27 protein-coding genes are annotated in these 26075 nt (G+C 65.2%); 13 read left to right on the forward strand and 14 right to left on the reverse strand.

Annotation, left to right across the window (positions count from 1 at the left end; all coding sequences use genetic code 11):
• Positions 1–575: amidase family protein (locus tag E3T47_RS13480; RefSeq protein WP_134556575.1), on the reverse strand; the 575-nt coding region annotated here is incomplete at its 3' end.
• Between the two features lie 77 nt (positions 576–652).
• Here E3T47_RS13480 and E3T47_RS13485 point away from each other — a divergent pair.
• On the forward strand, positions 653–1468 hold the full coding sequence (locus tag E3T47_RS13485) for an SDR family NAD(P)-dependent oxidoreductase (RefSeq protein WP_134556576.1): 816 nt from the start codon (positions 653–655) through the stop codon (positions 1466–1468).
• A gap of 65 nt (positions 1469–1533) precedes the next feature.
• On the opposite strand, the gene E3T47_RS13490 is transcribed toward E3T47_RS13485, so the two are convergent.
• The 8 genes from E3T47_RS13490 to E3T47_RS13525 all read right to left on the reverse strand — a co-directional run bounded on the left by E3T47_RS13490 (position 1534) and on the right by E3T47_RS13525 (position 8611).
• Positions 1534–2112 (reverse strand): GNAT family N-acetyltransferase, encoded by a 579-nt coding sequence (locus E3T47_RS13490; RefSeq protein ID WP_174844681.1) that lies wholly within the window; start codon positions 2110–2112, stop codon positions 1534–1536.
• Positions 2105–2827 carry a uracil-DNA glycosylase gene (locus E3T47_RS13495; RefSeq protein WP_134556577.1) on the reverse strand — a complete coding sequence of 241 codons (723 nt, stop codon included), beginning with the start codon at positions 2825–2827 and terminating at the stop codon, positions 2105–2107. The genes E3T47_RS13490 and E3T47_RS13495 overlap by 8 nt, the downstream gene beginning before the upstream one ends.
• Before the next feature lie 93 nt (positions 2828–2920).
• Positions 2921–3628 (reverse strand): Type 1 glutamine amidotransferase-like domain-containing protein, encoded by a 708-nt coding sequence (locus tag E3T47_RS13500; RefSeq protein WP_134556578.1) that lies wholly within the window; start codon positions 3626–3628, stop codon positions 2921–2923.
• Entirely contained in the window at positions 3625–4200 is a 576-nt protein-coding gene (locus E3T47_RS13505; protein WP_134556579.1) for a phosphoribosyltransferase, read from the reverse strand. Before E3T47_RS13505 ends, E3T47_RS13500 begins: the two co-directional genes overlap by 4 nt.
• 88 nt (positions 4201–4288) lie before the next feature.
• Entirely contained in the window at positions 4289–5428 is a 1140-nt protein-coding gene (locus E3T47_RS13510; RefSeq protein WP_134556580.1) for a bifunctional 2-methylcitrate synthase/citrate synthase, read from the reverse strand.
• An 8-nt stretch (positions 5429–5436) separates the two neighbouring features.
• Positions 5437–6366, reverse strand: a complete 930-nt coding sequence (gene prpB, locus E3T47_RS13515) for a methylisocitrate lyase (RefSeq protein WP_134556581.1) — start codon at positions 6364–6366, stop codon at positions 5437–5439.
• On the reverse strand, positions 6366–7901 hold the full coding sequence (locus E3T47_RS13520; RefSeq protein WP_134556582.1) for an MmgE/PrpD family protein: 1536 nt from the start codon (positions 7899–7901) through the stop codon (positions 6366–6368). The genes prpB and E3T47_RS13520 overlap by 1 nt, the downstream gene beginning before the upstream one ends.
• A 14-nt stretch (positions 7902–7915) precedes the next feature.
• On the reverse strand, positions 7916–8611 hold the full coding sequence (locus E3T47_RS13525; RefSeq protein ID WP_134556583.1) for a GntR family transcriptional regulator: 696 nt from the start codon (positions 8609–8611) through the stop codon (positions 7916–7918).
• Between the two features lie 106 nt (positions 8612–8717).
• Between E3T47_RS13525 and E3T47_RS13530 the strand changes: the two genes are divergently transcribed.
• The 3 genes from E3T47_RS13530 (at position 8718) to E3T47_RS13540 (ending at position 12689) form a co-directional block, all read left to right on the forward strand.
• Positions 8718–10643: an AMP-binding protein gene (locus E3T47_RS13530; protein WP_134556584.1), complete on the forward strand. Its 1926-nt coding sequence runs from the start codon at positions 8718–8720 to the stop codon at positions 10641–10643.
• Positions 10644–10728: 85 nt separating this feature from the next.
• Positions 10729–11076, forward strand: a complete 348-nt coding sequence (locus E3T47_RS13535; protein ID WP_134556585.1) for a DUF485 domain-containing protein — start codon at positions 10729–10731, stop codon at positions 11074–11076.
• Positions 11073–12689, forward strand: a complete 1617-nt coding sequence (locus E3T47_RS13540) for a solute symporter family protein (RefSeq protein WP_134556586.1) — start codon at positions 11073–11075, stop codon at positions 12687–12689. The genes E3T47_RS13535 and E3T47_RS13540 overlap by 4 nt, the downstream gene beginning before the upstream one ends.
• Before the next feature lie 68 nt (positions 12690–12757).
• Here E3T47_RS13540 and E3T47_RS13545 read toward each other — a convergent pair whose 3' ends face one another.
• Positions 12758–13537: an SDR family NAD(P)-dependent oxidoreductase gene (locus tag E3T47_RS13545; RefSeq protein ID WP_174844682.1), complete on the reverse strand. Its 780-nt coding sequence runs from the start codon at positions 13535–13537 to the stop codon at positions 12758–12760.
• 29 nt (positions 13538–13566) lie between these two features.
• Between E3T47_RS13545 and E3T47_RS13550 the strand changes: the two genes are divergently transcribed.
• From E3T47_RS13550 to E3T47_RS13575, 6 genes are all read left to right on the forward strand, one after another.
• Positions 13567–14697, forward strand: coding sequence for an acyltransferase family protein (locus E3T47_RS13550; protein WP_241982273.1), 1131 nt, complete (start codon positions 13567–13569; stop codon positions 14695–14697).
• 112 nt (positions 14698–14809) lie between these two features.
• Entirely contained in the window at positions 14810–16141 is a 1332-nt protein-coding gene (locus E3T47_RS13555; RefSeq protein WP_241982274.1) for a bifunctional o-acetylhomoserine/o-acetylserine sulfhydrylase, read from the forward strand.
• A 72-nt stretch (positions 16142–16213) separates the two neighbouring features.
• Positions 16214–17416 carry a homoserine O-acetyltransferase MetX gene (gene metX, locus E3T47_RS13560; protein ID WP_134556588.1) on the forward strand — a complete coding sequence of 401 codons (1203 nt, stop codon included), beginning with the start codon at positions 16214–16216 and terminating at the stop codon, positions 17414–17416.
• Positions 17417–17486: 70 nt separating this feature from the next.
• Positions 17487–18656: a sensor histidine kinase gene (locus E3T47_RS13565; protein ID WP_134556589.1), complete on the forward strand. Its 1170-nt coding sequence runs from the start codon at positions 17487–17489 to the stop codon at positions 18654–18656.
• Positions 18653–19990, forward strand: coding sequence for a hypothetical protein (locus E3T47_RS13570; RefSeq protein WP_134556590.1), 1338 nt, complete (start codon positions 18653–18655; stop codon positions 19988–19990). Before E3T47_RS13565 ends, E3T47_RS13570 begins: the two co-directional genes overlap by 4 nt.
• A 45-nt stretch (positions 19991–20035) precedes the next feature.
• Positions 20036–20692, forward strand: a complete 657-nt coding sequence (locus E3T47_RS13575; RefSeq protein ID WP_092111590.1) for a response regulator transcription factor — start codon at positions 20036–20038, stop codon at positions 20690–20692.
• A 57-nt stretch (positions 20693–20749) separates the two neighbouring features.
• On the opposite strand, the gene E3T47_RS13580 is transcribed toward E3T47_RS13575, so the two are convergent.
• Together E3T47_RS13580 and E3T47_RS13585 are read right to left on the reverse strand one after the other, a co-directional pair.
• Positions 20750–22027, reverse strand: coding sequence for an MFS transporter (locus E3T47_RS13580; RefSeq protein ID WP_134556591.1), 1278 nt, complete (start codon positions 22025–22027; stop codon positions 20750–20752).
• A gap of 188 nt (positions 22028–22215) precedes the next feature.
• Positions 22216–22500 (reverse strand): helix-turn-helix transcriptional regulator, encoded by a 285-nt coding sequence (locus E3T47_RS13585; protein WP_134556592.1) that lies wholly within the window; start codon positions 22498–22500, stop codon positions 22216–22218.
• Between the two features lie 140 nt (positions 22501–22640).
• Here E3T47_RS13585 and E3T47_RS13590 point away from each other — a divergent pair, with 140 nt between their 5' ends.
• On the forward strand, positions 22641–23585 hold the full coding sequence (locus E3T47_RS13590; RefSeq protein ID WP_134556593.1) for a sodium-dependent bicarbonate transport family permease: 945 nt from the start codon (positions 22641–22643) through the stop codon (positions 23583–23585).
• Between the two features lie 29 nt (positions 23586–23614).
• Positions 23615–23893 (forward strand): P-II family nitrogen regulator, encoded by a 279-nt coding sequence (locus tag E3T47_RS13595; RefSeq protein ID WP_241982275.1) that lies wholly within the window; start codon positions 23615–23617, stop codon positions 23891–23893.
• Between the two features lie 103 nt (positions 23894–23996).
• On the opposite strand, the gene E3T47_RS13600 is transcribed toward E3T47_RS13595, so the two are convergent.
• Complete coding sequence (locus E3T47_RS13600) at positions 23997–24497, reverse strand: universal stress protein (protein WP_241982276.1); 501 nt, start codon at positions 24495–24497, stop codon at positions 23997–23999.
• Between the two features lie 205 nt (positions 24498–24702).
• Here E3T47_RS13600 and E3T47_RS13605 point away from each other — a divergent pair, with 205 nt between their 5' ends.
• Positions 24703–25707, forward strand: a complete 1005-nt coding sequence (locus E3T47_RS13605; protein ID WP_134556595.1) for a TerC/Alx family metal homeostasis membrane protein — start codon at positions 24703–24705, stop codon at positions 25705–25707.
• Between the two features lie 37 nt (positions 25708–25744).
• Here E3T47_RS13605 and E3T47_RS13610 read toward each other — a convergent pair whose 3' ends face one another.
• The gene (locus E3T47_RS13610) at positions 25745–26059 is read right to left on the reverse strand and encodes a thiamine-binding protein (protein ID WP_134556596.1); all 315 of its coding nucleotides are present in this window, start codon (positions 26057–26059) and stop codon (positions 25745–25747) included.
• Positions 26060–26075: the final 16 nt, after the last annotated feature.

Raw genomic sequence — 26075 nt, forward strand, 5'->3', positions numbered from 1 at the left:
CTGGGCTTGAGCCCGACGAGCCCGCAGGCGGCCGCGGGAATGCGGATGGACCCCCCGCCGTCAGAGCCCGGCGCGAACGGCAGGAGCCGGGCGGCGACCGCCGCTGCGGCGCCGCCGCTCGATCCGCCGGCCCCGAGCGCGAGGTTCCACGGAGTACGAGCGGGCGGCGAGGCGTGGCTTTCGGTGTAGGAGGCGAGCCCGAATTCGGGGGTGTTGGTTTTGCCGAGGCTGACTCCCCCGGCATCGTCGAGGGCCTGCACGAGGTCGTCCGACTCATTGGGCACGTAGTCGGTGAACAGGCGCGACCCGAACCCGGCGCGGACCCCGGCGCGCAGGTGCAGGTCTTTGTCGGCGAACGGGAGGCCCCAGAGCGGCGCGGTACGCGGCATCCGCTCTTCAACAGAGCGGGCCCGGGCGCGGGCGGCATCGGCGGTCACGGTCACGAAAGCGCCCAGTGCCGGGTTGAATTTCTCGATGCGGGCGAGGTAGTGATCCGCGAGCTCGATCGGGCTGATCTCGCGGTTCTGCAGGGCCTGCCATTGTTCCAGGGCAGTCAGTTCGTGTGGATCAGCCATATCCCGAGCCTAGTTCGACCGGGCCAGGCCACCGGCCACCTCTGGTGATGCCGGCCCTGGGAGGCTAGCCTCGAGCCATGGCCAGTGCTTTGTACAATCCCATCGGCACCACCGCGCTCATCACCGGTGCGTCGAGCGGACTCGGGGTCGGGTACGCCCACGAGCTCGCCCAGCGCGGCGCGGATCTCGTGCTCGTCGCCCGCCGGCAGGCCCGCCTCGAAGCCCTCGCGGTGGACCTGGCTGAGAAATACGGAACGGTCTCGACCGTCATCCCCCTCGACCTCAGCAAAGCGGATGCCGTTCTCGAGCTGGTCAGCGACCTGCGCGAGCGGGCGATCACCATCGGCACCCTCGTGAACAACGCGGGCTTTGCGACGTTCGGTACCGTGCTTGACTCCGACGAGGAGCGGGAACGGGAGCAGGTTGCCCTCAACGTGCATGCTTTGACCGCGCTGACCCACGCCTTTCTGCCCGACCTGGTCGAGACCGCGTCACTGCAGCCGCACACCGCGGCGCTCGTGAACCTCGCGAGCACGGCGGCGTTCCAGCCGGTGCCGCGCATGGCGGTCTACGGCGCGACGAAGGCCTATGTGCTCAGCTACACCGAAGCGGTGAGCTACGAAACCCGGGCGAGCGGCCTCAAGGTGACGGCGATCTGCCCGGGCCCGGTTGATACCGAGTTTTTCGAGGTCGCCCAGACCAGCGGCGGCAAGAAGGGCACGCCGCTCACGGTCGAGGAGGTCATGCGGGCGTCCTTCGCTGCGCTCGACCGGTCGGTGACGCCCTCCGTCGTTCTGGTCGGCGCCCGCAACGCACTGCTAGCCCGGTTCGCGAGCATCTTTCCCCGCCGGGCCGTGTTGAACGCCGTAGGCCGCCTAAACACCCCCCGATGAGCGCGAGAGCGCAAAAAGTGCCCGTTTGACGGTGTCAAACGGGCACTTTTTGCGCTCTCGCGTGGTTACTTGAGGCTTTTTTGGAGCAGAATGGTGCCGAGCCAACGCTCGAACTTGAACCCGACCTTGCCCATGCGGCCGATCTCCTCAAACCCGAAGTCGCGGTGCAGCTTGATCGAGGCATCCGCTCCCTGGTCGGCGATGACGGCGATGATCTCCTTCAGGCCGGCCGTTTTGGACCGTTTGATCAGCTCGGCGAGCAGCTCACGCCCGAGTCCCTTGCCGGTCGACGCGGCGCCGAGATAGATCGAATTCTCCACCGTAAATCGGTAAGCCTTCTTCTGCTTCCACGGGCTGACCAAGGCATAGCCGAGAATCTGACCGGCCGGCGACACGGCCACGATGAAGGGCATGCCCTGCTTATTCAGGTAATAGAACTTGTCGCGCCACTCGGTGAGCGTCATAGCATCTTCGTCAAAAGTTACGGTGCTGTTGGCAACGTAGTAGTTGTAGATCTCGCGAATGTGCGGCAGGTCGGTTGCCCGCACCTCGCGCATCTCGTATTCGAACGGCGCCTCGGCCGCGATCTCCGGCCGTAGGTGGCGGGGCAGCCGACGACGAGGCTCGTATTCTTCCTCAAGCACCGGGCACTCCCCTTTCTGGTTGATTCCAGATTACCGGAAGCGCCCAGTCAACCGGCGCAGCCCCCTGCTCGGTCAGCAGCCGGTTGGCCCGGCTGAACGGCGCCGATCCGAAGAATCCGCGGCGGGCCGAGAGCGGGCTCGGGTGCGCCGACTCAAGCACGGGTGTGTCGCCGAGCAGGGGCTTCAGCGCGCCGGCGTCCTTGCCCCAGAGAATCGCCACGAGCGGATGCTGCCGCTGCACCAGCGCACGAATCGCCTGGTCGGTCACGGCTTCCCAGCCGTGCCGTCGATGCGATCCGGGCGCGCCAGCGCGCACGCTGAGCACCCGGTTGAGCAGCAGCACGCCCTGCTCGGACCAGGCCGAGAGGTCGCCGTGCTCGGGGCGCAGCAGTGCGAGGTCGACGCCCAATTCGGTGTAGATGTTGCCGAGGCTGCGCGGCAGCGGCCGCACGTCGGCGTTGACCGCGAAGGCCAGGCCGATCGGATGCCCCGGGGTCGGGTAGGGATCCTGTCCGACGATGAGCACCCGCACGGCGTCGAACGGCTGGCGAAACGCGCGCAACAGGTGCTCCGGCGCGGGCAACACTGTGTGCCCGGCCGCCCGTTCGATGGCCAGGAACTCGCCGACCCTGGCCAGGTCACTGGCCACCGGGGCGAGTGCGGCGGCCCAGCCCTGATCGATCTCGCCACTGGCGGCGAGGGCATCGAGGTTCACGCAGTCACCAACCGAAATATGCCGGGGCGGCGGCACGCAACACCACGCGATAGCGCGTGCGGCGGCATCCGTTCAGTGGCTGTCACGGGCAGGTCAGGCGCCGATGGTGCTCACGAGCACGCCGCCATCGGCCTGGCTGACCCGCCAGACGCTGCCGGCGCCGAGCACGCGCAGTGCACCCTCGCCGACCACGAGCACGGTGTTCTCGTCGATGGCCAGGCCGCCGTCGACAAGGCCGGCCTCGGTCGCGGCGATCAGCCGGGACAGGCTGCCGGACTGGGCGGCGTGCACGTCAACCGTCACATCGAGCAGGCCGATGCCTTGGGCGAGGGTGATCTCGTCGAGCCCCTCAGAGACGTGCTCGGGCGTGACCTCGACGCCGCCGATGCGCCAACCGCCGATCAGGGCGCGTTCGGCCGCGATCATGGCCCCGGCCGAGAAGCCGAGGTAGGGCACGCCAGCCGAGACCTGGCGGCGAATCTCACCGGCGATCGAAAGCAGGGCGGCAAGGTAGTCGGGCGTCACTCCGCCACCGATGATGATGCCGTCGACCGCGCCCAAAGCGGTCAGGGCGGCCGTGTCGCCGGGCGCGAGCACGGTGCGGCGGGTCTGCACGCCGGCGCCGAGCGATGTGGCGAGCTCTTCGGCGTGCGCACTGCCCGGGCCGACGGTGATGATCGACACGATCGGTTCATCGCGGCCGGCCTGGCCGGCATGAGCGGTCACCTCGGACCGGAAGCTCGCGAAGACCGGAATGTCGTGTGCGAGGTCTCCCCCACCGCCGACGAGGTGCACGCTCACGCTGCAACCTCAGCCGTCACGTCGGCAGGCAGATCGGCGAGCGCCTCGGGCGCGATGTTCTCTGGCGAGCCCGGCACCGGCGGCAGCGCCGACCAGGGAAACACGATCCACTTGTCGGTTTCACGCCAGGTGAAATCGGGCACGTGCACGGTGCGCGGCTTGGTGTAGAGCGTCGCGGTGCGCACCTCCATCGCGGTCTCGCCGAGCAGGCGCATGACCAGCGCGAGGGTGTGGCCGGAATCGGAGACATCGTCGACGAGCAGCACCCGCTTGCCGGCGAGGGCCGGGGCGTCGAGCATCGGCGCCGACAGAACGGGCTCGGGCAGGCGTTCGTCGATGCCGGTGTAGAACTCCACGTTGATGGAGCCGCAGTTCTTGGTGCCGAGCGCGTACGACACGGCGCCGGCCAGCAGCAGCCCACCGCGGGCGATGGCGATCACGACATCAGGGTGAAAATCGCTCGCCCGAACGCGTACGGCCAACTCGCGCGACGCCGCGGCGAAGTCGGTCCACTGCAGAATCTCGCGATCGGTCACGGATGGTGTGGGCAAAGCCTCGGCATCAAGTGTCATCCGTCAATGCTAGCGACGATCCACACGGCACAAAACGGATGCTGCGCAGGCAGCTGGCCGCGCGGCATCCGCTCGCACGGAAAGAACGCTATGGAACCTGGCGCTGGTCGACGCCATTGTAGGCCGACAGCGGACGAATGAGCGCGTTGCTCTTCTTCTGCTCGATGATGTGCGCGGTCCACCCGGTGATGCGCGCCGCAACGAAGATCGGCGTGAACGTGAGGGTGTCGAACCCCATCAGGTGATAGGCCGGGCCCGAGGGGTAGTCGAGGTTCGGCAGGATGGCCTTGCGCGTGGTCATCGCCGTCTCGAGGGCCTCGTAGAGTTCGAGCAGTTCCGGCTTCTGGTAGTGCTCCGTCAGGGTGACGAGCGAGGCACGCATCGTCGGTACCCGCGAGTCCCCGCTCTTGTACACGCGGTGGCCGAAGCCCATGATCTTGCGCTTGTCGGCGAGCGCCTGCTCGAGCCACGGCTCGGCCCGCGCGGCCGAGCCGGCTTCGAGGCCGATCTCGGTGAAGGTGTGCATGACGGCTTCATTGGCGCCGCCGTGCAGGGCTCCCTTGAGCGCCCCGACCGCGCCGGTCACCGCCGAATACAGGTCGGACAGGGTCGAGGTGATGACCCGAGCGGCAAACGTCGACGCATTGAAGGAGTGCTCTGCATAGAGGATCATCGACACGTCGAAGGCGTTGACGACGACGAGCTCCGGCACCTCGCCGAAGGCCATATGCAGAAAATTCGCGGAGTAGCCGAGGTCGTCGCGCGGTTCGACCAGGTCGAGTCCGTGACGGCGACGCTGGTCGTAGGAGACGATCGCGGGCAGCTGGGCGTACAGGCGAATCGACTTGGCGAGGTCGGATTTCGCCGAGGGGTTCTCGGCCTCCGGATCGCTCGCGCCGATAACGCTCACCGCGGTGCGCACGACGTCCATCGGGTGGGCGGTCAGCGGCAGCTCGTCGATGATGCGCTTGATCACCGGGCTGAGGTGACGCAATGAGCGTTCGAGGGCTTCGAAGTCGGCGAGCTGCTGGTCATCGGGAAGTTCGCCGTGCCAGAGCAGGTAGGCGACCTCTTCGAAGCTCTTCTTCGCGGCGAGCTCCTGCACCGGATAGCCCCGGTAGAGCAGGGAGTTGGTCTCCGGGTTGACCTTGGAGACCGCGGTCGTGTCGACGACGACGCCGGTGAGACCTTTATACACGTGGGGTTCCACAGTTTGGGTGTCAGACATAGTGCTCCTTAGACCTGCGTCGAACTGGGCGTCGAAATGTGCGGGTGCAACGTGAAGTCGAAGATACCCGAATCGAACTGGCTGTACGACTCATAATCGAGCAGTTCGTACAGGTCGGCCCGGTGCTGCATCTCGGGCAGCATCGTGGCGAGCGAACCGTGCTGTTCGATCGCGTCGAGTCCGCGTGCCGCCGAGCCCATCGCGAGGCGCAGCAGCGACACCGGAAAGATCACCAGGTTCATACCCACGTTCTCGAGCTGATGCACGGTGTACAGCTCGCCCTTACCGAACTCGGTCATGTTCGCCAAGATCGGCACCGACACGGCCGCCCGAATCGCCTCGAACTCGGCCAGGCTGCCCATCGCCTCGGGGAAGATCGCGTCGGCCCCGGCGTCCTGCAACTGCTTGGCGCGCGTCACAGCGGCGTCCAGCCCGTCAACGGCACGGATGTCCGTGCGCGCCATCACGAGAAAGTTAGAGTCGCGGCGCGCGTCGACGGCCGCGCGGATGCGCTTGATCGCGGTGTCGGCATCCACTACCTGCTTGCCGTCGAGGTGGCCGCAGCGTTTCGGGTTGACCTGGTCCTCGATGTGCATGCCCGCCAGGCCGGCATCCTCGAGGGTCTGGATCGTGCGTGCGACGTTCATCGGCTCCCCGAAACCGGTGTCGGCGTCGACGATCGCCGGCAGATTGGTCATGCGGGCGATCTGCTGCGACCGACCGGCCACCTCGGTGAGGGTGGTCAAGCCGATATCGGGCAGGCCGAGGTCGGCCGAGAGCACGGCGCCTGAAATATAGACCCCCTCGAACCCCTTCTGCTCGATGAGCTTGGCCGAGAGCGGGTTGAACGCGCCCGGGTAGCGCAGGATCTTGCCGCTCGACAGGCCGGCCCGCAGGGCAATGCGCTTGGCGGCGGCGGTCGTGCCGGCGTACAGCATTAGAAGATGCCGTTCGGGGTAGCGATCGACGCGAGCAGTCCAGGCTTTGCCACGATGGTCAGGCCGCCGAGGTCGGCGGGCCTGAGCTCCGGCAGGCGCTGGGCCAGGGCGAGGAAGCGTTCGATCTCTGCCTCCTCCATCACCGGTGCGGCTAGGGTGCGGAACTTGTTGATGTACTCGGCGCGGGCGAACGGGCGAGCGCCAAGCGGATGCGCGTCGGCCACGGCGATCTCGTCGACCAGGCGGGTTCCGTTGGCCAGCTCGATTTCCACGCGACCACCGAAGGCTTTCTCGGCCGGGTCGAGGGAGTGGTAGCGACGCGTCCACTCCTGATCTTCGGTCGTGGTGACGGTATTCCACAGGGCGATGGTGTCGGGGCGGCCGGCACGCTCGGGGCTGTAAGAGTCGACGTGGTTCCACGTACCGTCCTGCAGGGCCACCGTGAAGATGTATGGAATGGAGTGATCGAGGGTTTCGCGACTCGCGGTGGGGTCGTACTTCTGCGGGTCGTTGGCGCCCGAGCCGATCACGTAGTGCGTGTGGTGGCTGGTGTGGATGACGATGCTCGTGATTGCACCGGCCACCAGCAGTTCAGGGTGTTCGTTGTGCAGCTTGCGCGCGAGGTCGATCCAGGCCTGCGCCTGGTACTCGGCCGAGTGCTCCTTGGTATAGCTGTCGAGGATGGCGCGCTTAACGCTGCCGGCGGCCGGCAGTGACACGTCGTAGGAACCGTCTGGCCCGTCGAGCAGCCAGGCGATGACGCCGTCCTCGCCCTCGTAGATCGGGGTCGGGCTGGTCTCGCCGCGCAGCGCCCGGTCAACGGCTTCGACCGCCATCTTGCCGGCGAACGCCGGGGCGTGGGCCTTCCAGCTGGAGATTTCGCCCTTCCGCGACTGGCGGGTCGCGGTCGTGGTGTGCAGCGCCTGGCCGACGGCCTGAAAGATGGTCTCCTTGTCGAGGCCGAGCAGGGTTCCGATGCCGGCGGCGACCGACGGGCCGAGGTGGGCGACGTGGTCGATCTTGTGGGCGTGCAGGCTGATCGATTTCACGAGATCGATCTGAATCTCATAGCCGGTGGCGATGCCGCGAATCAGGGCGCTGCCGGTCAGGCCGCGCGACGCCGCGAGATGCTGGGCGACGGCGGTGATCGGCGGAATATTGTCACCGGGGTGCGAGTATTCCGCGGCAAGGAAGGTGTCGTGGTAGTCGAGTTCACGCACGGCAACACCGTTGGCCCAGGCCGCCCACTCCGGCGACACCCGGCGGGCCGGCGCGAGACCAAACACGGTCGCGCCGTCGCCACCGTTGGATCGCGGGTGCGCGAGCGCCTGGGATCGTGCGGCGATCACCGGGCGCCGGGTCAGGCTCGCCGCGGCCACGGAGGCGTTGTCGATCACACGGTTGATGACCATCTCGGTCACTTCCTCGGAGACTAGGGCGGGGTCGGCGGCGACCTCGGCGATCTTCCAGGCCAGCTGGTCCTCGCGGGCCAGATTCTCGTCGCTCTTGTGAACTCGAACGTGGTGAAGCTGCACTGTGGATCCCTTCGTTAGTCGGCCGTAGTCGTTGATCGACTAGTCGCCGAGCCCGCATCGATCGCCGCAAGGACGCTCAGTAGGCTTTGGTGAAGATGAATATGGGTGGCATGGCCGGCCAGCAACGGATCGCCGGCGATGATGGCATCGATGATCAACAGGTGCTCCCCCGCTGCGGCACGCAGACGCAGCGGATTCCTCCGGGCGAGCCGACGGATCCGAGCCAGGTGGGTGCGTACGGCGTGCAGGGCGCCGACGAGAAAGGGGTTCTCGACGGCAGCATCGACAGCGTCCTCGAGCTCGTCTATCAGCACGTAGTAGCGGTGCACGCCGATGTCGCCCTGGTCCAGAAGATCCGGCGCGGTAAGAAAAGCGTCGCGCAGCTTTAGGAAAGGTGCGGGATCACGCCGAGTCGCGGCCAGGCGACTGGCCTGTACCTCGAGCGCCTGCCGCAACTCGTACAGCTCGGAGATGCTGTCAACGGAGATGTCGGTCACTTCGAAGCCGCGCCCACGACGGCCGACGACGAGTCCGTCGGCGATCAATCGGGCTACCGCTTCCCGCAGCGGGGTGCGGGACACGCCGATGCGCTCCGCCTGTTCCACTTCGAGCAGGGCGGCGCCCGGGGCGAGGAGTCCGTTGAGGATCTCCCCGCGCAGTTGACGGTACGCCCGCTCACTGGCGCGGAGCGGTACGTCTAACCCCAACATTGCGGTTTCTGTATACACAATAGCGATCCTATTCCACGGTGCCGGGTTATATGCAATACTTCAACCACTCTTTGTATACAGAGACTCTTCGATGGAGAAGGTAGACATGAACGGCGAATCAGGTGGGGGCTATCGGGAGGCCTGGCGACGCAGCATTTCGTCGCCCGATGACTTCTGGCTGGAAGCAGCCGAGGGCATTGACTGGGTCGTCCCGCCCGTGTCGGCGCTGGACCCGGCCGGTCCGGCTACCGGCAGCTGGTTTCCGGGAGGGCGGCTCAACACGAGCTACAACGCCCTCGACCGGCATGTTCTCGCCGGCCGCGGCGCCCAGACCGCGCTGATCTACGACTCTGCAATGACCGGCACCCGGGTTCAGCTGAGCTACCTCGACCTGCTGGGGCGCGTCGCCAAGTTTGCCGGAGCACTGCGAGCCAACGGCGTCGGCACCGGCGACCGCGTCATCATCTACCTGCCCATGATTCCCGAAGCCGTCGTCGCTATGCTCGCCTGCGCGCGCATCGGCGCGGTGCACTCGGTCGTATTCGGAGGTTTCGCGGCCGCGGAGCTGGCCGTGCGCATCGATGACGCCCAACCGAGTGTCATCGTCACGGCATCCGGTGGGCTCGAACCGGGTCGAGCCGTCGAGTATCTGCCGCTCGTCGACAAGGCCATCACCCTCAGTCAGGGGTCGGTGCACACCGTCATCGTGCGCGATCGGGACAGTATTCCGGGGTCAGCGGCCGACTACCAGGACCGCTCCACCGACACGGTCTGGCTGGACTGGGCCGACGAAGAAGCCAAAGCCGCGCCCGCCGACCCGGTTGCCCTCCGTTCCGACGACCCGCTGTACATCCTCTACACCTCCGGCACGACCGGCAAACCCAAAGGCATCATCCGTGACAATGGCGGCCACGCCGTCGCGCTGAACTGGTCGATGCGCCACGTCTACGACGTAGGGCCGGGTGACGTTTACTGGGCCGCCTCGGACGTCGGCTGGGTGGTCGGGCACTCCTATATCGTCTACGCACCGCTGTTGGCCGGGGCGACCACGATCATTTACGAGGGCAAGCCGATCGGAACCCCGGATGCCGGCGCGTTCTGGCGCGTCGTGGATGACTACAAGGTCAAGGTGCTGTTCACCGCGCCGACCGCCATTCGCGCGATCCGCCGCGTCGACCCAGACCTGCTCGAACTGAAGAATCACGACGTGTCGAGCCTGACCAGCCTGTTCCTGGCCGGCGAACGCCTCGACCCCGAAACCTTCCACTGGGCCAACGACGGGCTCCACTGCCCGGTGGTCGACCACTGGTGGCAGACCGAGACCGGTTGGGCCATCTGCGCCAACTTGCTCGGCATCGAGGAGTTGCCGACCAAGCCGGGCTCGGCCACCGTTCCGGTGCCCGGGTATGACATTGCCATCCTGGATTCCAGGGGCAAACCGATCGACAAGGTCGACAGGGACGGCAACATCGCTATTCGGCTTCCGTTGCCACCGGGAACCCTGCTCGGGGTCTGGGGCAGCACGGAACGATTCACTAGTTCCTACCTCACCGCGTTTCCCGGCTACTATGCCACCGGAGACTCCGGCCATTTCGACGCCGACGGCTACCTCTTCGTGATGGGCCGCACCGACGACGTCATCAACGTGGCCGGGCACCGCTTGTCGACCGGCTCGCTCGAAGAGGTCCTCACGCTGCATCCGGCAGTCGCCGAGTGTGCGGTGCTCGGCGTGCACGACCCGGTCAAAGGTCAGCGTGCCGCTGGTTTCGTCACCCTCAAAGCCGGTAGCAACGTTGACCGCAACGTTCTCGCCGCAGAACTCGTCGCCCTCGTCCGGGAGCATGTCGGCCCGGTTGCAGCATTTCGCGACGTCACAATACTCGACCGACTGCCCAAAACGCGGTCGGGCAAGATTCTTCGCAAAACCATTCGGCAGATCGTCGACGGAGAAGAACATACCGTTCCCCCCACCATCGAGGACCCCACCGTTCTCGACGACCTGAAACGGGCGCTGTCAACATCCGTTTCTTAACCCGGTCGAGACCACGCCTTACCCGACCGCGCACCCAAATTTTTCTTGACACCCCTATTTTTCGTCCCTGAGGCAAGGAGGCCCCATGAGTGAAGCAGTGAAAGACGCCCCACCGAACTCCCGTATTGATTACGAGGCGTATGAGAAGACGCCTCAGTTCTTGCACATGAAGAAGACCCGCAACCGTTTCGTGGTGCCGCTCTCGATCTTCTTCCTGGTTTGGTACATCGCCTACGTTCTCGCCGCAGCGTACCTGCGCGATTTCATGGCGACGCCGGTCTTCGGCAGCATCAATATCGGTCTGCTTCTCGGCCTCGGGCAGTTCGTCACCACCTTCGTCATCACGATGAGCTACGTGACCTTCGCCAACCGCAAGATCGATCCCCTGACCGAAGAACTTCGCGGCGAACTTGAGCGGATGGAACAGCGATGAACGCTTTGCAGATTCTGGCCGAAACGGTCAAGCCGGTCGAGAACAACCCGGTATTGAACATCTCGATCTTCCTCGCCTTCGTGGCGGTGACGCTGATCATCGTGATCCGTTCGGGGCGCAACAACAAGACCGCCGCAGACTACTACGCGGGCGGCCGCTCCTTCACCGGGCCGCAGAACGGCTTCGCCATTGCCGGCGACTACCTGTCGGCGGCGTCGTTCCTCGGTATCGTCGGCGCGATCGCCGTCACCGGCTATGACGGTTTCATGTACTCCATCGGATTCCTCGTTGCGTGGCTCGTGGCCCTGCTCCTGGTCGCCGAGCTGATGCGCAACACGGCCAAGTTCACCATGGCCGATGTGCTCTCCTTCCGGCTGAAGCAGGGCCCCGTGCGCATGGCAGCAGCCACGACCACACTGGCCGTCTGCTTCTTCTACCTGCTCGCCCAGATGGCTGGTGCCGGCGGACTCGTCTCACTGCTCCTCGGCATCAACGACAAGCTCGGCCAGTCCATCGTGGTCACCGTCGTCGGTGGACTGATGATCGTCTACGTACTCGTGGGAGGCATGAAGGGCACCACCTGGGTGCAGATTGTCAAGGCATTCCTACTCATCATCGGTGCGTTCGCCATGACCATCTGGGTACTCGCGATCAACGGCTTCAGCCTGTCGAGCCTGCTCGACAGCGCGGTTGCGGTCTCCGCTGCCGGCACCGACATCCTCGCGCCGGGTCTGAAGTACGGCGCCAACCCGCTCGACTTCGTCTCGCTCGCCCTCGCCCTGGTTCTCGGAACCGCCGGCCTGCCGCACGTGCTGATGCGTTTCTACACGGTTCCGACCGCGAAGGAAGCTCGTCGCTCGGTGGTCTGGGCCATCTGGCTCATCGGCGCGTTCTACATCTTCACCCTGGTGCTCGGCTTCGGTGCCGCGTCGCTTGTCGGTGCAGAAACGATCGAGGCCGCTCCCGGCGGCGTGAACTCGGCCGCCCCTCTACTCGCGCTCGCTCTCGGCGGACCGCTGCTGCTCGGCTTCATCTCGGCCATCGCCTTCGCGACGATCCTGGCCGTGGTGGCCGGCATCACGATCACGGCGGCAACGAGCTTCGCGCACGACATCTACGGCTCGGTCATCAAGAAAGGCAAGGGAAACCCCGACGACGAGGTCAAGGTCGCCCGTCGCACCGTTGTCGTCATCGGAGTTTTGGCCATCGCCGGTGGCATCGGCGTGCAGGGGCAGAACATCGCCTTCCTGGTGGCACTGGCCTTCGCCGTCGCGGCGAGCGCCAACCTGCCCACCATTCTCTACTCCCTGTTCTGGCGTCGTTTCACCACGCGGGGCGCGGTGTGGAGCATGTACGGCGGACTGTCGTCGGCTGTACTGCTGATCATCTTTTCGCCCGTGTTCTCGGGCACGCCCACCTCCATGTTTGGCGAAGGTGTCGACTTTGCGTTCTTCCCACTGAGCAACCCGGGCATCGTCTCGATCCCGCTCGGATTCTTCCTGGGCTGGCTCGGATCGGTCACCAGCACCACGAAGGAGAGCCCGAAGCTCGCCGCCGAAATGGCCGTGCGCTCACTCACCGGACACGGTGCCGAGAAAGCCGTCGAGCACTAACCCGCATAGCAATGAACGGGCCGGCCAGGATTTCACTCCTGTCCGGCCCGTTTTTGGTGTTTCTTTGACTACTCGCGCACCTTCAGCTCACCGCGGGCGATTCGGGTCGGAGCCGCCTGGGCGACCGGCTTGATCACGATCAGGTCGAGGTTCACGTGCGCCGGCCGCTCAACGCTCGACACGATTGTCTCGGCGATATCCTCCGCCAGCAACGGATCGGGCACGTTATCGTACGCTGCGATCGCCTTGTCGGCGTCACCGTTGAAGCGAACCAGGCCGAACTCATCCGTTTTGACCATGCCCGGCGCGATCTCGATCACCCGGATCGGTTCGCCCGAGAGCTCGAGGCGCAACACCTCGGTCATCGCGTGCGCGGCAAACTTCGCCGCGTTGTACCCGCCACCACCGAGGTAGGCGACATGGCCCGCAATCGACGTGACGGTCACGATGTCCGCCGACCCGGCACCCGAGTCGATGCCGGCGCGCAGCAGCGGCAGAATGGCCGTGGTGACCCGTTTGACCGCGAGCACGTTGATCTCGAACATCCAGGCCCAGTCTTCAATGCTGCCGGCCTCGACGGTATCGAGTCCCTTGGCACCGCCGGCATTGTTGACGAGGGCGTGCACCGGACCCGTCTCAGCGAGGTAGTCGCGCAGCGCGTCGACATCTGCTTGCACCGTGAGATCGGCGGTGTAGACATCCGCTCCCGTTTCTGCCTGCAGCACAGCCAGGCGATCGGCACGCCGGGCGACCCCCACCACGTCCCAGCCGTGCTCGCGGAACAGGCGCACGCTCGCCCGTCCGATTCCTGAACTTGCTCCGGTCACAACCACTCGTCGAGTACTCATTTCTCCATTGTGGCGGGAGAATGGATTCAATGAGCACCGCACCGACGAACTCAGTGGGCATGACCACCACTCACACGCACAAGCGACGCGTACCCCTCTGGGACAACGCGCGCTGGATCGCGATCACCCTCATGGTGATCGGTCACGCGATCCTCAAACTCATCGCCGAAGCGGATGCCGCGTACACGCTGTACCTGTTCATCTACGCCTTCCACGTGCCGGTTTTCGTGGCCGTGAGCGGCTATTTTGCCAAGTCCGGGCCGCCCGACGCGCGGCAGATGCACCGGCTGCTCACCGACATCATCCTTCCGTATGTCATCTTCGAGACGATCTGGACCGGCGTGCGCTGGCTTCTCAGCGGCAAGCTCGTGCCGGAGAAGTTGGTGCCCGACTACTCGACCGCGAGCTGGACCCTGTGGTTCCTGCTCGCCCTGCTGGTCTGGCGCATCGCCCTGCCCTACCTCGTGCTGCTGCGCTACCCCCTGCTGATCAGCATCATGATCTCCATCGGCGCCGGCTACCTTCCGAATATCGACGGAACCTTCACCCTGGCCCGCGCGCTCGGGCTGTTGCCGTTCTTCGTGTTCGGCTGGAAGCTGCGCCAGTGGCTGCTGACCGACACCTGGCTGGAGCTGCGCGCCGGTATCATCTGGCGCTGGCGGGCAGGGGCAATCGGGCTGTTCGCGCTGATCTACCTGATCATTGCGCTGAACATCGAGACCCTGCGCGACCTGCAGGTGCGCCGTTTCCTGCTGTACAACGAGGCCTACGGGGTCTTCGACTATTCCGAGTTCTGGGCCGGCGGCATCCGCTTGGCGGTCATGCTGCTCGCTTTCGTGCTCATCGTGGCATTCCTGATGCTGGTTCCGCGGCGCACGACCTGGTTTACCGACCTGGGCGCAGCGACGATGTACATCTACCTGCTGCACACTTTCGTGCTCTACCCGCTGCGCGAAACCGGTGTGCTCGACGGCCCGCAGCCGGGGTGGGTGCTGCCGGGCATGATCGTACTGAGCGTAGCCATCTCGATCGCGCTCTCGCTCCCCGTAGTCCGACGGGTGTTTCGGCCGATCGTCGAGCCGCGGGCGCGGTGGCTGTTCCGGTCAACGGCGGCCACGCCGACCGATACCATCGTGGTGCCGAGCCGCGATAATAGGTGACCATCCGCACAACATGACGTTGTGTTTCGCCGCCTGTTGCACGGCCATTCAGGCCTCCTTAAGCTCGGGCCAAAGCGCTGGAGAGTCCGCGCTGTTTGAGCCGGAGGCTATCGTGACCGACAATTCTTCATCGTGGAAGTTTGAAACCAAGCAGGTTCACTCCGGCGCTCATCCCGACCCGGTCACCAATGCGCGGGCCACTCCGATCTACCAAACCACCTCCTACGTGTTCAACAGCTCCGAGCACGCCCAGAACCTGTTCGCGCTGGCCGAGTTCGGCAACATCTACACCCGCATCCAGAACCCCACTCAGGCGGTCGTCGAAGAGCGTGTCGCCGCCCTCGAGGGCGGCACCGCGGCACTGCTGCTGTCGAGCGGCCAGTCGGCATCCACTTTCGCGGTGTTGAACATCGCGCAGGCCGGCGACCACATCGTGTCGTCGAGCTCGATCTACGGCGGCACCTACAACCTGTTCAAGTACACCCTGGCCAAGCTCGGCATCGAGGTCACCTTCGTCGAGGACCAGGATGACGCAGCCGAGTGGGAGCGCGCGGTACGTCCGAACACCAAGCTGTTCTTCGCCGAGACCATCGGCAACCCGCGCATCAACGTGCTCGACATCTCCCTTGTAGCGGATGTCGCCCACGCCGCCGGCATCCCACTCATCGTCGACAACACCATCGCCACGCCGTACCTGATTCGCCCGTTCGAGCATGGTGCCGACATCATCGTGCACTCGGCCACTAAGTTTCTCGGCGGTCACGGCACCATCATCGGCGGCGTGCTCGTCGACGGTGGCAAGTTCGAGTGGTCGAAGAACGTGGAGAAGTTCCCCGGGCTGACCGAACCGGACCCGTCCTACCACGGCGCGAGCTACACCACCGCCGTGGGCGACGGCATCGCCTACGTCATCAAGGCACGTGTGCAGCTGCTGCGCGACCTCGGAAGCGCCATCGCCCCGGCAAGCGCCTGGCAGCTCATCCAGGGCATCGAGACGCTCAGCCTGCGCATCGAACGCCACGTGCAGAACGCCCAGGACATCGCCGAGTGGCTTGACAACCACGACGACATCGCCTCGGTCAACTACGCCGGACTGCCGTCGAGCCCGTGGTACGCCGCCGCTAACAAGTACGCGCCGCTCGGCGTCGGCGCGGTGCTCTCCTTCGAGCTCAAGGGCGGGGTCGCGGCTGGCCGCGCCCTCGTCGACAACCTGAGCCTGTTCAGCCATCTCGCCAACATCGGCGACGTACGCTCCCTCGTGATCCACCCAGCCTCGACCACGCACGCCCAGCTCACCCCGGAGCAGCAACTGACCGCCGGCGTCACGCCTGGTCTGGTGCGCCTCTCGGTTGGCATCGAGAACGTCGCCGACCTCAAGGCCGACCTCGAGGCCGGCCTTGCCGCCGCCCGCGCCGTCGTCAAACGCGACCGCGCCGACGCCTAAAGCCGGCCTTCGCCCGGGCGCACAACGTAACATGCGCCCGGGCCGTTCATTCCGCCGCCAGAATGGACGTGTATGGAATGGCAATCATCAGCAGACACGGTCCCGTCGAGCTTCATCACCGAAGCCCAGGCGCGCTCGGTCCTCGGCAAGCCTCCGGCTACCGGTGCCTGGCGCGACGGCGACCCGGTCGGCCACCGCCAGTTCCTGAACCTTGGCCCGCTCACCTTCGAAGCCGGTGGCGGCCTGCCGGCGAGCCGCCTCGCCTATGAAACTTGGGGCTTACTCAGCCCGGCCGGCGACAACGCCGTGCTCGTGCTGCACGCCCTCACCGGTGACAGCCACGTGGTCGGTTCCCCCGGCCCCGGCCATGAAACCGGTGGCTGGTGGGACGGCATCGTCGGCCCCGGACTGGCCATCGACACCGATGTCTGGTTCGTCGTGGCACCGAACATGCTCGGCGGCTGCCAGGGCAGCACCGGACCGGCCTCGCTCGCGCCCGACGGGCTGGAATGGGGCATCCGCTTTCCGTACCTGACCATTCGGGATCAGGTCACGGCGCAGCGCGTGTTCAGCGACCGGCTTGGAATCGACCGCTGGGCGGCCGTCGTCGGCGGGTCCATGGGCGGCATGCACGCCCTCGAATGGGCGATCGAGACCCCCGACCGGGTCGACCGCCTCATCATCCTGGCCGCGCCGCCCCGCACGACCGCCGACCAGATCGGCCTCAACTCGGTGCAGATCCAGGCCATCCGCACCGACCCGGCCTTTCGTGCCGGCGACTATTACGACGAAGCGGATGGCGACGGCCCGACCCGCGGGCTTGCCCTGGCTCGTCGCATGGCCCTGCTCAACTACCGCAGCCCGGCCGAACTGAACGCCCGCTTCGACCGCGGCTGGCAGAGCGGCATCAGTCCGCTCGGCGCCAACGGCCGCTTCGCCGTGGAATCGTACCTGGACTTTCACGGCAACAAGTTCACCCGGCGTTTCGACGCCAACAGCTACATCGTGCTCGTCGAGGCGATGAATTCCCACGACGTCGGTCGCGATCGGGGCGGTGTTGCCGCCGCCCTCGGCCGGGTCAGCGCCCGTTCGGTTGTCGTCGGAATCGACAGCGACCGGCTGTTTCCGGTCGCCGGTCAGCGCACCATCGCAGCCCACCTGCTCAACAATATCGACGGCCCCACCGCGGTGGTGTTGGAATCCGGATATGGTCACGATGGTTTCCTCATTGAGAACGCAGCAATCGGTGTCCAGATTCGGCGGGTGTTGCACTAGGGCAATCGCGTACGTGTGGCGCCCGGTATGGTGCTGATAGACACGTTCAACTCCAACCGGACAGGCATCCATGCAACGCATTCTCAAGGAGCGCGACCGGCTCCTGCGAAGAGCGGTGCAGGCGGCCGGGCTCACCGGCTCGGCGACGACACTCGCGTGCCTGCTCGTGCCGGGTGGTCTGGAGGCCGACGCCCGTCTGTGGGCCGTCGTGCTCGTGCTCTTTCTGGCTGCCGGCCAATACCTGCTCGGCAGCACCGGGGCACTGCGCTGGGCAGTGCTGACCGTGCTCAGCGGTGTGGCCATCATCCTGATCGTCGGCTTTGCCAGCCATCCCGGCGTTCCCCCGAACCTGATCGAGGAAAGCGTCATCGGCATGGTCTCCACCGCACCGGTGTGCGCGGTCGCGGCCGTGTTGCTGACCAGCCTCCGCCGGCTGCTGCTGCTCGTGTTTTTCTTTATACTCACCATTTCGAGCGTGGCCGTGGTCACGGTCGATGCACCCGACCGCACGGTATTGTTGGCCCTGACCCTGAGCATGTGGCTGGCCTTCACGCTCGCGTCCTGGTGGATCGCGCAGAGCGTGCCGCGCGTGATGCACCGTATCGCTGCGATCGGCCGCGCCCACCGGGCCGAACGGCACGCGAGCGAGCTCGAAGCGCAGCGCCGCCAGGACGCCCGCCTGCTGCACGACACCGTGCTCGCCACCCTGACCCTGCTCGCCCACTCCGGCGTCGGCGTGAGCCCGAATGCCCTGCAGAAGCAGGCCGGTGATGACGCCCGGCTGCTGCGCCAGTTGCGCCTCGGCGGCCTGCCAACCCCGAGCCGTTCCGGGGTGTACAGCCTGGAAGCGGCGACCGCGCTCACCCTCGGCGACACCCTCGACGCCGTGCGCCAGCGGTTTGAACGCATGGGCCTCACGGTCAACTGGCACGGCAGCGGCCAGGTGCAGCTGCAGAGCACCGTGCTCGATTCCTTCCTGCTGGCGCTCTCCGAATGCCTCGAAAACGTGCGCCGTCACTCCGGAGTCAACCACGCCGACGTGACCATAACGGATGACGACACCACCGTTCGCGCGATGGTCACCGACACCGGGGTCGGCTTCGATCTCGGCCAGGTCGGCTCTGAGCGACTCGGCGTTGCCGAATCCGTCATCGCCCGGTTGCGGGACGTTGGCGGCAACGCTCGCCTGTTCTCCTCGCCGGGCGCGGGAACGACAGTTGTCCTGGAGGTTCCCAAGTGAGCCAGTTCAGCGACACCGCGCCCACCGCCACCCAGCCGCGGGCGCGCGGTGTCGGTTTGCGTCTGCTCGGCGGCCCCTCCGAACGCAGCTGGCCGCCGGCATCAGCAGGTCGGCGCAGCCGCGCCGACCTGCTGCCGCTGCGGTTTCCGCGCACGATCCTGCGAGGCGACGGCCGCATCATCGTTTTTCGGTCGGACCAGAGCGGTTTGGGCGCGCGCCACCTCGGCATCGGCATGAGCATCAGCGGCGCCTGCATCGCGGTGTTCCTGCTCGTGCGGCTGCTCATTCAGTCCGACCCGGGGCGTATTCCGGTGCTCAGCGTTCTGGCCTGGGTGATCCTGCTGGCGACCGCCGTGGCCGTGAATCTCGCCGTGCGCAAACTGGCGTCCCGCCTGCCGCTGTGGTTGTTCCTCGCAGCCCTGGGTGCCTGTACGGTCGTGGTCGCACTGGACCTGGCCGGATCGTGGGCGGCCGCCGGCGCGGCGGACTTCCCCACCGCGGCACCCGCTGTCGGCGCTTTTCTACTGTCGATCGTGACGCTGCGAGAGACCGGTGATATCGCCATCGCCACCGTTGCCCTCGGCCTGGCCATGAGCGCGGCGACCCTGTTCGAAAAGCGCACCGACCTGTTCTCTCTCGGCCCGGACATCCTCGCCATCGCCCTCGCCGTGGCGCCGCCGCTCGTCGGTGCCAGCATCGTGCAGGCGTTCCGGCGCATGGTGCAGCGCGAACTCGACCTCGTGCTGGTGCAGAGCACGGTGTCCCAGCCGCGATTCGCGGTCGGTATGCTCGCCTCCGAGCAGCTGGCCCGGCTCGACCTCGACGCCGAGACCCTGCTCGATGATGTGGCCCAGGGCCGCACCGCCCTTCCGCTCGCACCGTTGACGGCTACGACGGCGGCTTCCCTGGCCACCCAGCTGCGTTTGCACCTGATCGAGGGCCGCACCGAAACCTGGCTGCACCACGCCATCACCGAGAGTGAATTCCTCGGTCCGGTTGTCGCGCTGAGCGACCCCGCCGGCCTTGCCGGCCTGCTGTCCCCGCCGCAACGCGACGGGCTGCTGCTGACGATCTGGTTGCTGATCGGGGATACGGCCCGGTCGGGGACATCCGTTTCGCTGCGCCTTGGACCGATTGCCCCCACACATGGGGTGGGTCCGCACCGCAAGGTGCGTTTTCCGGTCGAATTGACCACAACTGGGGTCGCCCGGCGGCGTGTCGATCCGGAAACCTGGCAGGCGATTCGTGCGGTTGGCCCGCATGTGGACTCAAATCGGTCCGGAAGCCTGCGGGTAGACATCGAGTGCAGCGTGGACAACCCCGCGGATGCCTAGTATTGGGGATTTTGACGATAAGGTGCAGGCAGTAGGAGGCAAAAAATGACGACAACAGACCGTCCCATTCGTTTGGCCCTGGTTGATGACCACAGGATGCTCCTGGGGGCGCTCACCGAGTGGATCCGCAGCGCCGCTGATGACATCGAGATGGTAGCGGCGGTGACCACCTGGCCCGAACTACTCACGCATCCCGAATTTCCAGTGGATGTCGTACTGCTCGACCTCGATCTCAAGGACAACATTCCGGTGTCCCTGAAGATTTCCACGCTCAAGACGACCGGCGTGAAGACGGTGCTCATGAGCACCTACTCCGAACCGGCGCTGGTGCGCGAAGCCCTCGCGGCCGGCGCGCTCGGCTACCTCGTGAAGAGCGAGGAGGCGAGCATGATCGTCGACGCCATTCGCGCCGCGTACAACGGCAAGTCGTACATCTCGGCCGAGCTGGACTATGCGCTCAACTCCACCGAGAATGTCGAAGGGCCGCGCCTCAGCGCGCAGGAACGCCGAGTTATGGCGCTCTACGGAGCCGGCGAGCCGGTCAAGGCCGTCGCCTACCAGCTCGGCATCTCCGAGGAGACTGCCAAGAGCTACCTCAAGCGAATTCGCGAGAAGTACCGCCTCGCCGGGTACGACGTGGGAACCAAGGTCGCGCTGCGCAAACGTGCCATCCACGACGGCATCCTGTTGCAGACGGACTAGCGCTCAGCATCCGCATGATTGACCGGCCCGTGTTTCGACACGGGCAGGTCAATTGCGTTAGCGCGAGCGCAAGACCGGGATCAGCTGGGTTCCGTATGGCACGTGCTGGCCGGTCTGGCGACGCCGTCGATCGATGCTGAAGGTGAGCAGCGTCAGGAACACGCCGATCACGCTCAGGCCGACGCCGATCCAGACCGGGGCGAGATAGCCGAGCCCCGCCGCGATCGCGATTCCGCCGAGGGCCGCGCCGAGTGCGTTGCCGACGTTGAGCGAGGAATGGTTGAGCGCCGCGGCGAGGGACTGGCTCTCGTGGGCGACGTCCATCAGCCGGGCCTGGATGGTGGGTGAGAGAGCGGATGCCGCCGCACCGACCAGGAACATGCCCACCAGCAGCCCGGCCAGTAACTGCGCCGACAGGCCCAGCGTGACGAGCGCGATGATGAGCACGCCGAAGGCGATGTACATGGTGCGGCGCACACTCCAGTCGGCCAGCGCTCCCCCGGCAAAATTGCCGGCCGTCATGCCGAGGCCGACGACCACCAGGATGAGCGGCACTGCGGCGGCGGCGAGCCCGGTGATCTCGATCACGAGCGGCGCCACGTAGGTGTACACGGCGAACAGCCCACCGAAGCCGATCGCGCCGATCGACAGGGTGATCCACACCTGCAGTTTGCGAAATGCCCTCAGCTCGGCGCGCATGGTGGCCTTGGGATTGCCGGCCTGGAACGGCACGAACACGGCGACGGCCACGAAGGTGAGCGCGAAAATAGCGGCGACAACGAGGTAAGCGACGCGCCATCCGCTCAGTTGTCCGATCCAGGTGATCGTTGGCACCCCGATCACGTTGGAGATGGTCAAGCCGGAGAGCACGATGGCGATGCCGCGGGCCCGTTTGCCGGGGCCCATCAGGTGGGCAGCGACGAGCGACGCAATGCCGAAGTAGGCGCCGTGCGGCAGCCCGGCGACGAACCGAGCGGCAAGCACCGTCTCGAAGGTGGGCAGCAGCGCCGAGGCGATCGTGCCCAGGGTGAACGCGGTCAACAGGCCGAGCAGCAACTGTTTGCGCGGCCAGCGGGCAGCGGCCGCGGCGATGGTCGGCGCACCGACGACAACACCGAGGGCGTAGGCCGAGATGAGCCAGCCGGCCTGTGCGTTGGCAGCATTTGGTGCACTCGCGTAGAGGCCGGGCAGCAGGTCCGCGGCGAGGTTGGGCAGCAGGCCCATGGCAACGAATTCGGTCGCACCGATGCCAAACCCGCCCAGGGCGAGGGCAAACAGGGCAAGACGAATGCGGGTCGACGACGGCTTCGTCGACCCGTCAGGAGTGAGGGGCATGCGTAAAGCCTAATCCCCATGGGGCTCTCCTGACCTGCCTGCCTGCGCATCATCCGCGCGACCGGCGTTGCGGGCAGGAGCGAGGTCAACGCTTGAGGTGTCGCAAGATCGTGGGACGGCGTAGCTTCAGGCGGTGAACTCCGGAGTGCAGCGATGCAGGCAGCGGCTGGCAGTTTCAACCTCGGTGGCTACTCACGATCTACGGATCCGAGCGCTCTGAGAAGCTCACCAATTTGGTGGTGGCGTTCCAGGGGATGCCGAAGAGGAAGCTCGGGGTAGATCTGGTAGATATTGCGCCGCCCGTCGCGTTGACGCGTGAGATAGCCATCCGCGACGAGTTCGGCGATGATGCGCTGGGCGGCGCGTTCGGTGATGCCCACCTCTACTGCAATATCGCGCAACCGCATCCCAGGGTCTTGAGAAATACAGAGCAGAACGTGAGCGTGATTAGTGAGAAAGGTCCAGTCGGCCATCTGCTCATCATAAACGACACACGCTCCGCAATACACGCTAGTGTTGTCACGTATTAATTAGCGCATGTTGACGGGATGTTCACTTCTGGAGTCGCGCTTCTTTTTCGGACTACGCGCAGAACAAATCAGAGAGCCACAATGTGATCGATCCCATCATTCTTTTTTTTCTGCTCGGGGCCGTTGCCGGCCTGTTGCGATCAGAGTTGCGCCTTCCAGCGGCGATTTACGAGTTCGTCAGCATCGTGCTGTTGCTCGCCATCGGCCTCAAGGGCGGCGTGGAACTCGCCAGGCAGCCCTTCACCAGCCTGCTGCCACAGATGCTTACCGTGGTGGCCATGGGTTTTGGCCTCACCCTGCTCGCGTTCCCCGTACTGCGTTATCTGGGCCGATTCAAGCGAACGGATGCGGCATCTATCGCCGCCCACTACGGTTCCGTGAGCGTGGGCACCTACGCCGTGGCCGTCGCCTACCTCGGCAGCCAACAGGTCTCGTTCGAAGAACACATGCCGCTGCTCCTGGTTCTGTTGGAAGTGCCGGCAATTCTGGTGGGAATCGTTCTCGCGCGAGGCATCTCGCGCCAGACACGGTGGAAGTCGATCGCCCATGAAGTGTTTCTGGGGAAAGGCATCGTGCTACTCCTGGGCGGACTGCTCATCGGCTGGGTGGCTGGCCCGGACGGGTTGTCGTCGATCGAACCGCTGTTCGTTGATCTCTTCAAAGGAATTCTTGCCCTCTTTCTGCTGGAAATGGGCTTGATCATGGCGACACAGATGGGAAGCCTGCGCAGACATGGCCCATTTCTCGTGGTCTTTGCAATCGCAATGCCGCTCTTTTCGGCGCTGGTGGGAACGTGGCTGGGGTGGTTCTTGGGCCTCTCCATCGGCGGGACGACCATCCTGGCCACCCTGGCCGCTAGTGCGTCCTACATCGCGGTACCGGCGGCCATGCGCATCTCTGTACCCGAAGCCAACCCCACCCTGTCCCTGGCCGGTGCGCTCGGGATAACATTCCCCTTCAACGTCCTGATCGGAATCCCGCTCTACCACGCACTCGCCGTGTGGGCTCAAACGTTCGCGAAAGGTTGAACCCGATGCACAGCCATACACGCAAGCTCTTGACCGTCATCACCGAAGCCGCCCTTGAAAGCACTCTCGTGCGGGATCTCGATCAGCTTCACGCCCACGGCTATACCATCACTGACGCTCGCGGCAAGGGGAGCCGCGGCACTCGCAACGCCGGCTGGGAAGCGAATGGGAATATCCGCATCGAGGTGGTGTGCGACACAGTGACGGCTGTGAATATCACCGCCTATTTTCAGGAGCATTACTACGACGACTACGCCATGATCCTCTTCGTGAGCGATATCGAAGTACTCCGACCTGAAAAATTCTGAGAAGCAACTCGGGTTCCTTCGGTGATTTGCCGCAGATATCGGTGTCTGTCCGTTCGATCTGCACCCAATGCACGGTGCCCGGAAAAACCCGTGTCGGTCACGTTCACTCGTGTTCCACCTTGCGTCCCCGCTGCCGCACGACCAAGACGGGGCATGTCGCGTGCCGCACGCACTGCTCACTCACGGAACCGAGCAGCATCCCCGCGAGGCCGCCACGACCGCGAGATCCGACCACGAGTACACGAGCGTCTCGTGAGAGGGCAATGAGGCTCTTCGCGGCGCTGGCATGAACCACCCGGTAACTCACCACGACCGCGAGATGGTTCTCGACGCTGGTCCGCGCGTCCCGCACCAGTTCATCGTGGACCGCTGAATGGTACTCATCGAAGGACGAAACATATCCGAACTCCCAGCTTGACGGCCGCGGAGCTGTCGCGATGGACCACGCCCGCACAACAACGACGGGAACGTGCAACTGGTCGGCGAGTTCAAGGGTCATGGCCAATGCATAATCGGCACAGTCTGAGCCATCGTGTCCGACCACGATGCTCATGCTCGGGGCCGGTACCAGTTCAACGATGTCGATTGCGCCGTCAACACTCATGTGGAGTTCTCCTCATCGGTAACGCAGGTGACAGCGCTGCCGGGCCGCAGGCCAATAAATGGCACCTAATTGGCTCTACCGACGGCAAATGCTGTGAAATGACAGGTCTAAAGCACGCTTTCAGATTACCGAATTATGTTTCATACGTCTATCCTTGTCCGAAGAACCGCGGATGCACCCACTCACGACGACAGGAAGGTCACCGATGCTCGAAGTTACTGCGCTCCGCTGGACGCTGACCATCGCACTCATTCTCGGGCTGCTCGCGCTGGACCTGGGCCTGGCCGCCGCTCGGCCGCACGTTGTCAAGTTCCGCGAAGCTGCGATCTCGTCGATCCTCTACATTGCTGTGGCGATCGTCTTCGGCCTGGTTTTCGCCGCCCAAGTGGGCTGGGGTTTCGGTTCGGAGTACTTCGCTGGCTATATCGTTGAGAAGAGCCTGTCCATTGACAACCTCTTCGTTTTCGTCATCATCATGTCGACCTTCGCCGTTCCGGCACAGTATCAGCAGAAGGTTCTCATCTTTGGAATAGCACTAGCCCTGCTTTTGCGCGCGATCTTCATCGCTCTGGGGGCAGCACTGCTCTCGCTGTTCTCTTTCATGTTCCTGATCTTCGGCCTGGTGTTGGTCGTTACGGCCGTACAGCTCTACCGGCACCGCAACGTCGACCCTGACGTGCACGACAACGTACTGGTCCGTGTGGCCCGTCGCGGCCTGACCGTCACGAAGGAGTATGACGGCGGTCGATTGTTCACCCGCAGCGCCGGCCGTCGTGCGGTGACGCCACTTTTTATCGTGCTGCTGGCAATCGGCAGTACCGATCTATTGTTCGCGCTGGACTCGATCCCAGCGATTTTCGGTATTACCGAGGAGCCGTACATCGTCTTCACCGCCAACGCCTTCGCCCTGCTCGGGCTGCGTGCACTTTTCTTTCTCGTCAAGGGACTTCTCGACCGGTTGGTCTACCTCTCCACCGGTCTGGCGCTCATCCTCGCTTTCATCGGCGTGAAACTTGTTCTGCACTGGGGTCACGGCATCGACGACCGCGTTCCGGAGATCAGCACCAACCTGAGCCTTATCGTCATCGCTGTCGTCTTGACGGTGACCACGATCGCCAGCCTGATCAGGGTGCATCTGGACCCGACCATACGCGCCCACTCCGGCTCACTGACTGCCGAGGACCGGCCCGACTCCGAACGGAGAAGCTAATCGCCCAACGGGACCCGACGCCCGTGTGGTATTTGGCTTAGTCGGATTCCCCTTGCCGCATGGCCTTCTCCAGTCGCTCGAGCTTGCCGATCAGTTCTTCGGAGTGACCCGGACGGATGTCGGCCTTCAGCACGAGGGAAACGCGCGGCCCGAAAGCGCCCACCGCCTCGGTCGCCGCCTTGATCACGGCAAAGACTTCGTCCCAGTCGCCCTCGATGGTGGTGAACATGGAATCGGTGTGGTTGGGCAGGCCGGAGGCGCGCACGATGCGCACGGCGGCGGCGACCGCCTCGTGCACTGAACCCTGCGAGTCGGCGGCAACGGACGGTGCGACAGAAAATGCTACGAGCATTGGTGGCTCCCTGGGT

It is taken from the genome of Cryobacterium ruanii (assembly GCF_004404055.1).
Classification (GTDB): domain Bacteria; phylum Actinomycetota; class Actinomycetes; order Actinomycetales; family Microbacteriaceae; genus Cryobacterium; species Cryobacterium ruanii.

What these genes read in the sequence shown, in the direction of transcription:
- E3T47_RS13585 (WP_134556592.1), bottom strand. Translation starts at nt 22,500, where the DNA reads ATGGCCGACTGGACCTTTCTCACTAATCACGCTCACGTTCTGCTCTGT.
- E3T47_RS13525 (WP_134556583.1), bottom strand. Translation starts at nt 8,611, where the DNA reads ATGTTGGGGTTAGACGTACCGCTCCGCGCCAGTGAGCGGGCGTACCGT.
- E3T47_RS13485 (WP_134556576.1), top strand. Translation starts at nt 653, where the DNA reads ATGGCCAGTGCTTTGTACAATCCCATCGGCACCACCGCGCTCATCACC.
- E3T47_RS13530 (WP_134556584.1), top strand. Translation starts at nt 8,718, where the DNA reads ATGAACGGCGAATCAGGTGGGGGCTATCGGGAGGCCTGGCGACGCAGC.
- E3T47_RS13535 (WP_134556585.1), top strand. Translation starts at nt 10,729, where the DNA reads ATGAGTGAAGCAGTGAAAGACGCCCCACCGAACTCCCGTATTGATTAC.
- E3T47_RS13550 (WP_241982273.1), top strand. Translation starts at nt 13,567, where the DNA reads ATGAGCACCGCACCGACGAACTCAGTGGGCATGACCACCACTCACACG.
- E3T47_RS13545 (WP_174844682.1), bottom strand. Translation starts at nt 13,537, where the DNA reads ATGAGTACTCGACGAGTGGTTGTGACCGGAGCAAGTTCAGGAATCGGA.
- E3T47_RS13505 (WP_134556579.1), bottom strand. Translation starts at nt 4,200, where the DNA reads ATGACACTTGATGCCGAGGCTTTGCCCACACCATCCGTGACCGATCGC.
- E3T47_RS13510 (WP_134556580.1), bottom strand. Translation starts at nt 5,428, where the DNA reads ATGTCTGACACCCAAACTGTGGAACCCCACGTGTATAAAGGTCTCACC.
- metX (WP_134556588.1), top strand. Translation starts at nt 16,214, where the DNA reads ATGGAATGGCAATCATCAGCAGACACGGTCCCGTCGAGCTTCATCACC.
- E3T47_RS13610 (WP_134556596.1), bottom strand. Translation starts at nt 26,059, where the DNA reads ATGCTCGTAGCATTTTCTGTCGCACCGTCCGTTGCCGCCGACTCGCAG.
- E3T47_RS13580 (WP_134556591.1), bottom strand. Translation starts at nt 22,027, where the DNA reads ATGCCCCTCACTCCTGACGGGTCGACGAAGCCGTCGTCGACCCGCATT.
- E3T47_RS13540 (WP_134556586.1), top strand. Translation starts at nt 11,073, where the DNA reads ATGAACGCTTTGCAGATTCTGGCCGAAACGGTCAAGCCGGTCGAGAAC.
- prpB (WP_134556581.1), bottom strand. Translation starts at nt 6,366, where the DNA reads ATGCTGTACGCCGGCACGACCGCCGCCGCCAAGCGCATTGCCCTGCGG.
- E3T47_RS13600 (WP_241982276.1), bottom strand. Translation starts at nt 24,497, where the DNA reads ATGAGTGTTGACGGCGCAATCGACATCGTTGAACTGGTACCGGCCCCG.
- E3T47_RS13575 (WP_092111590.1), top strand. Translation starts at nt 20,036, where the DNA reads ATGACGACAACAGACCGTCCCATTCGTTTGGCCCTGGTTGATGACCAC.
- E3T47_RS13565 (WP_134556589.1), top strand. Translation starts at nt 17,487, where the DNA reads ATGCAACGCATTCTCAAGGAGCGCGACCGGCTCCTGCGAAGAGCGGTG.
- E3T47_RS13605 (WP_134556595.1), top strand. Translation starts at nt 24,703, where the DNA reads ATGCTCGAAGTTACTGCGCTCCGCTGGACGCTGACCATCGCACTCATT.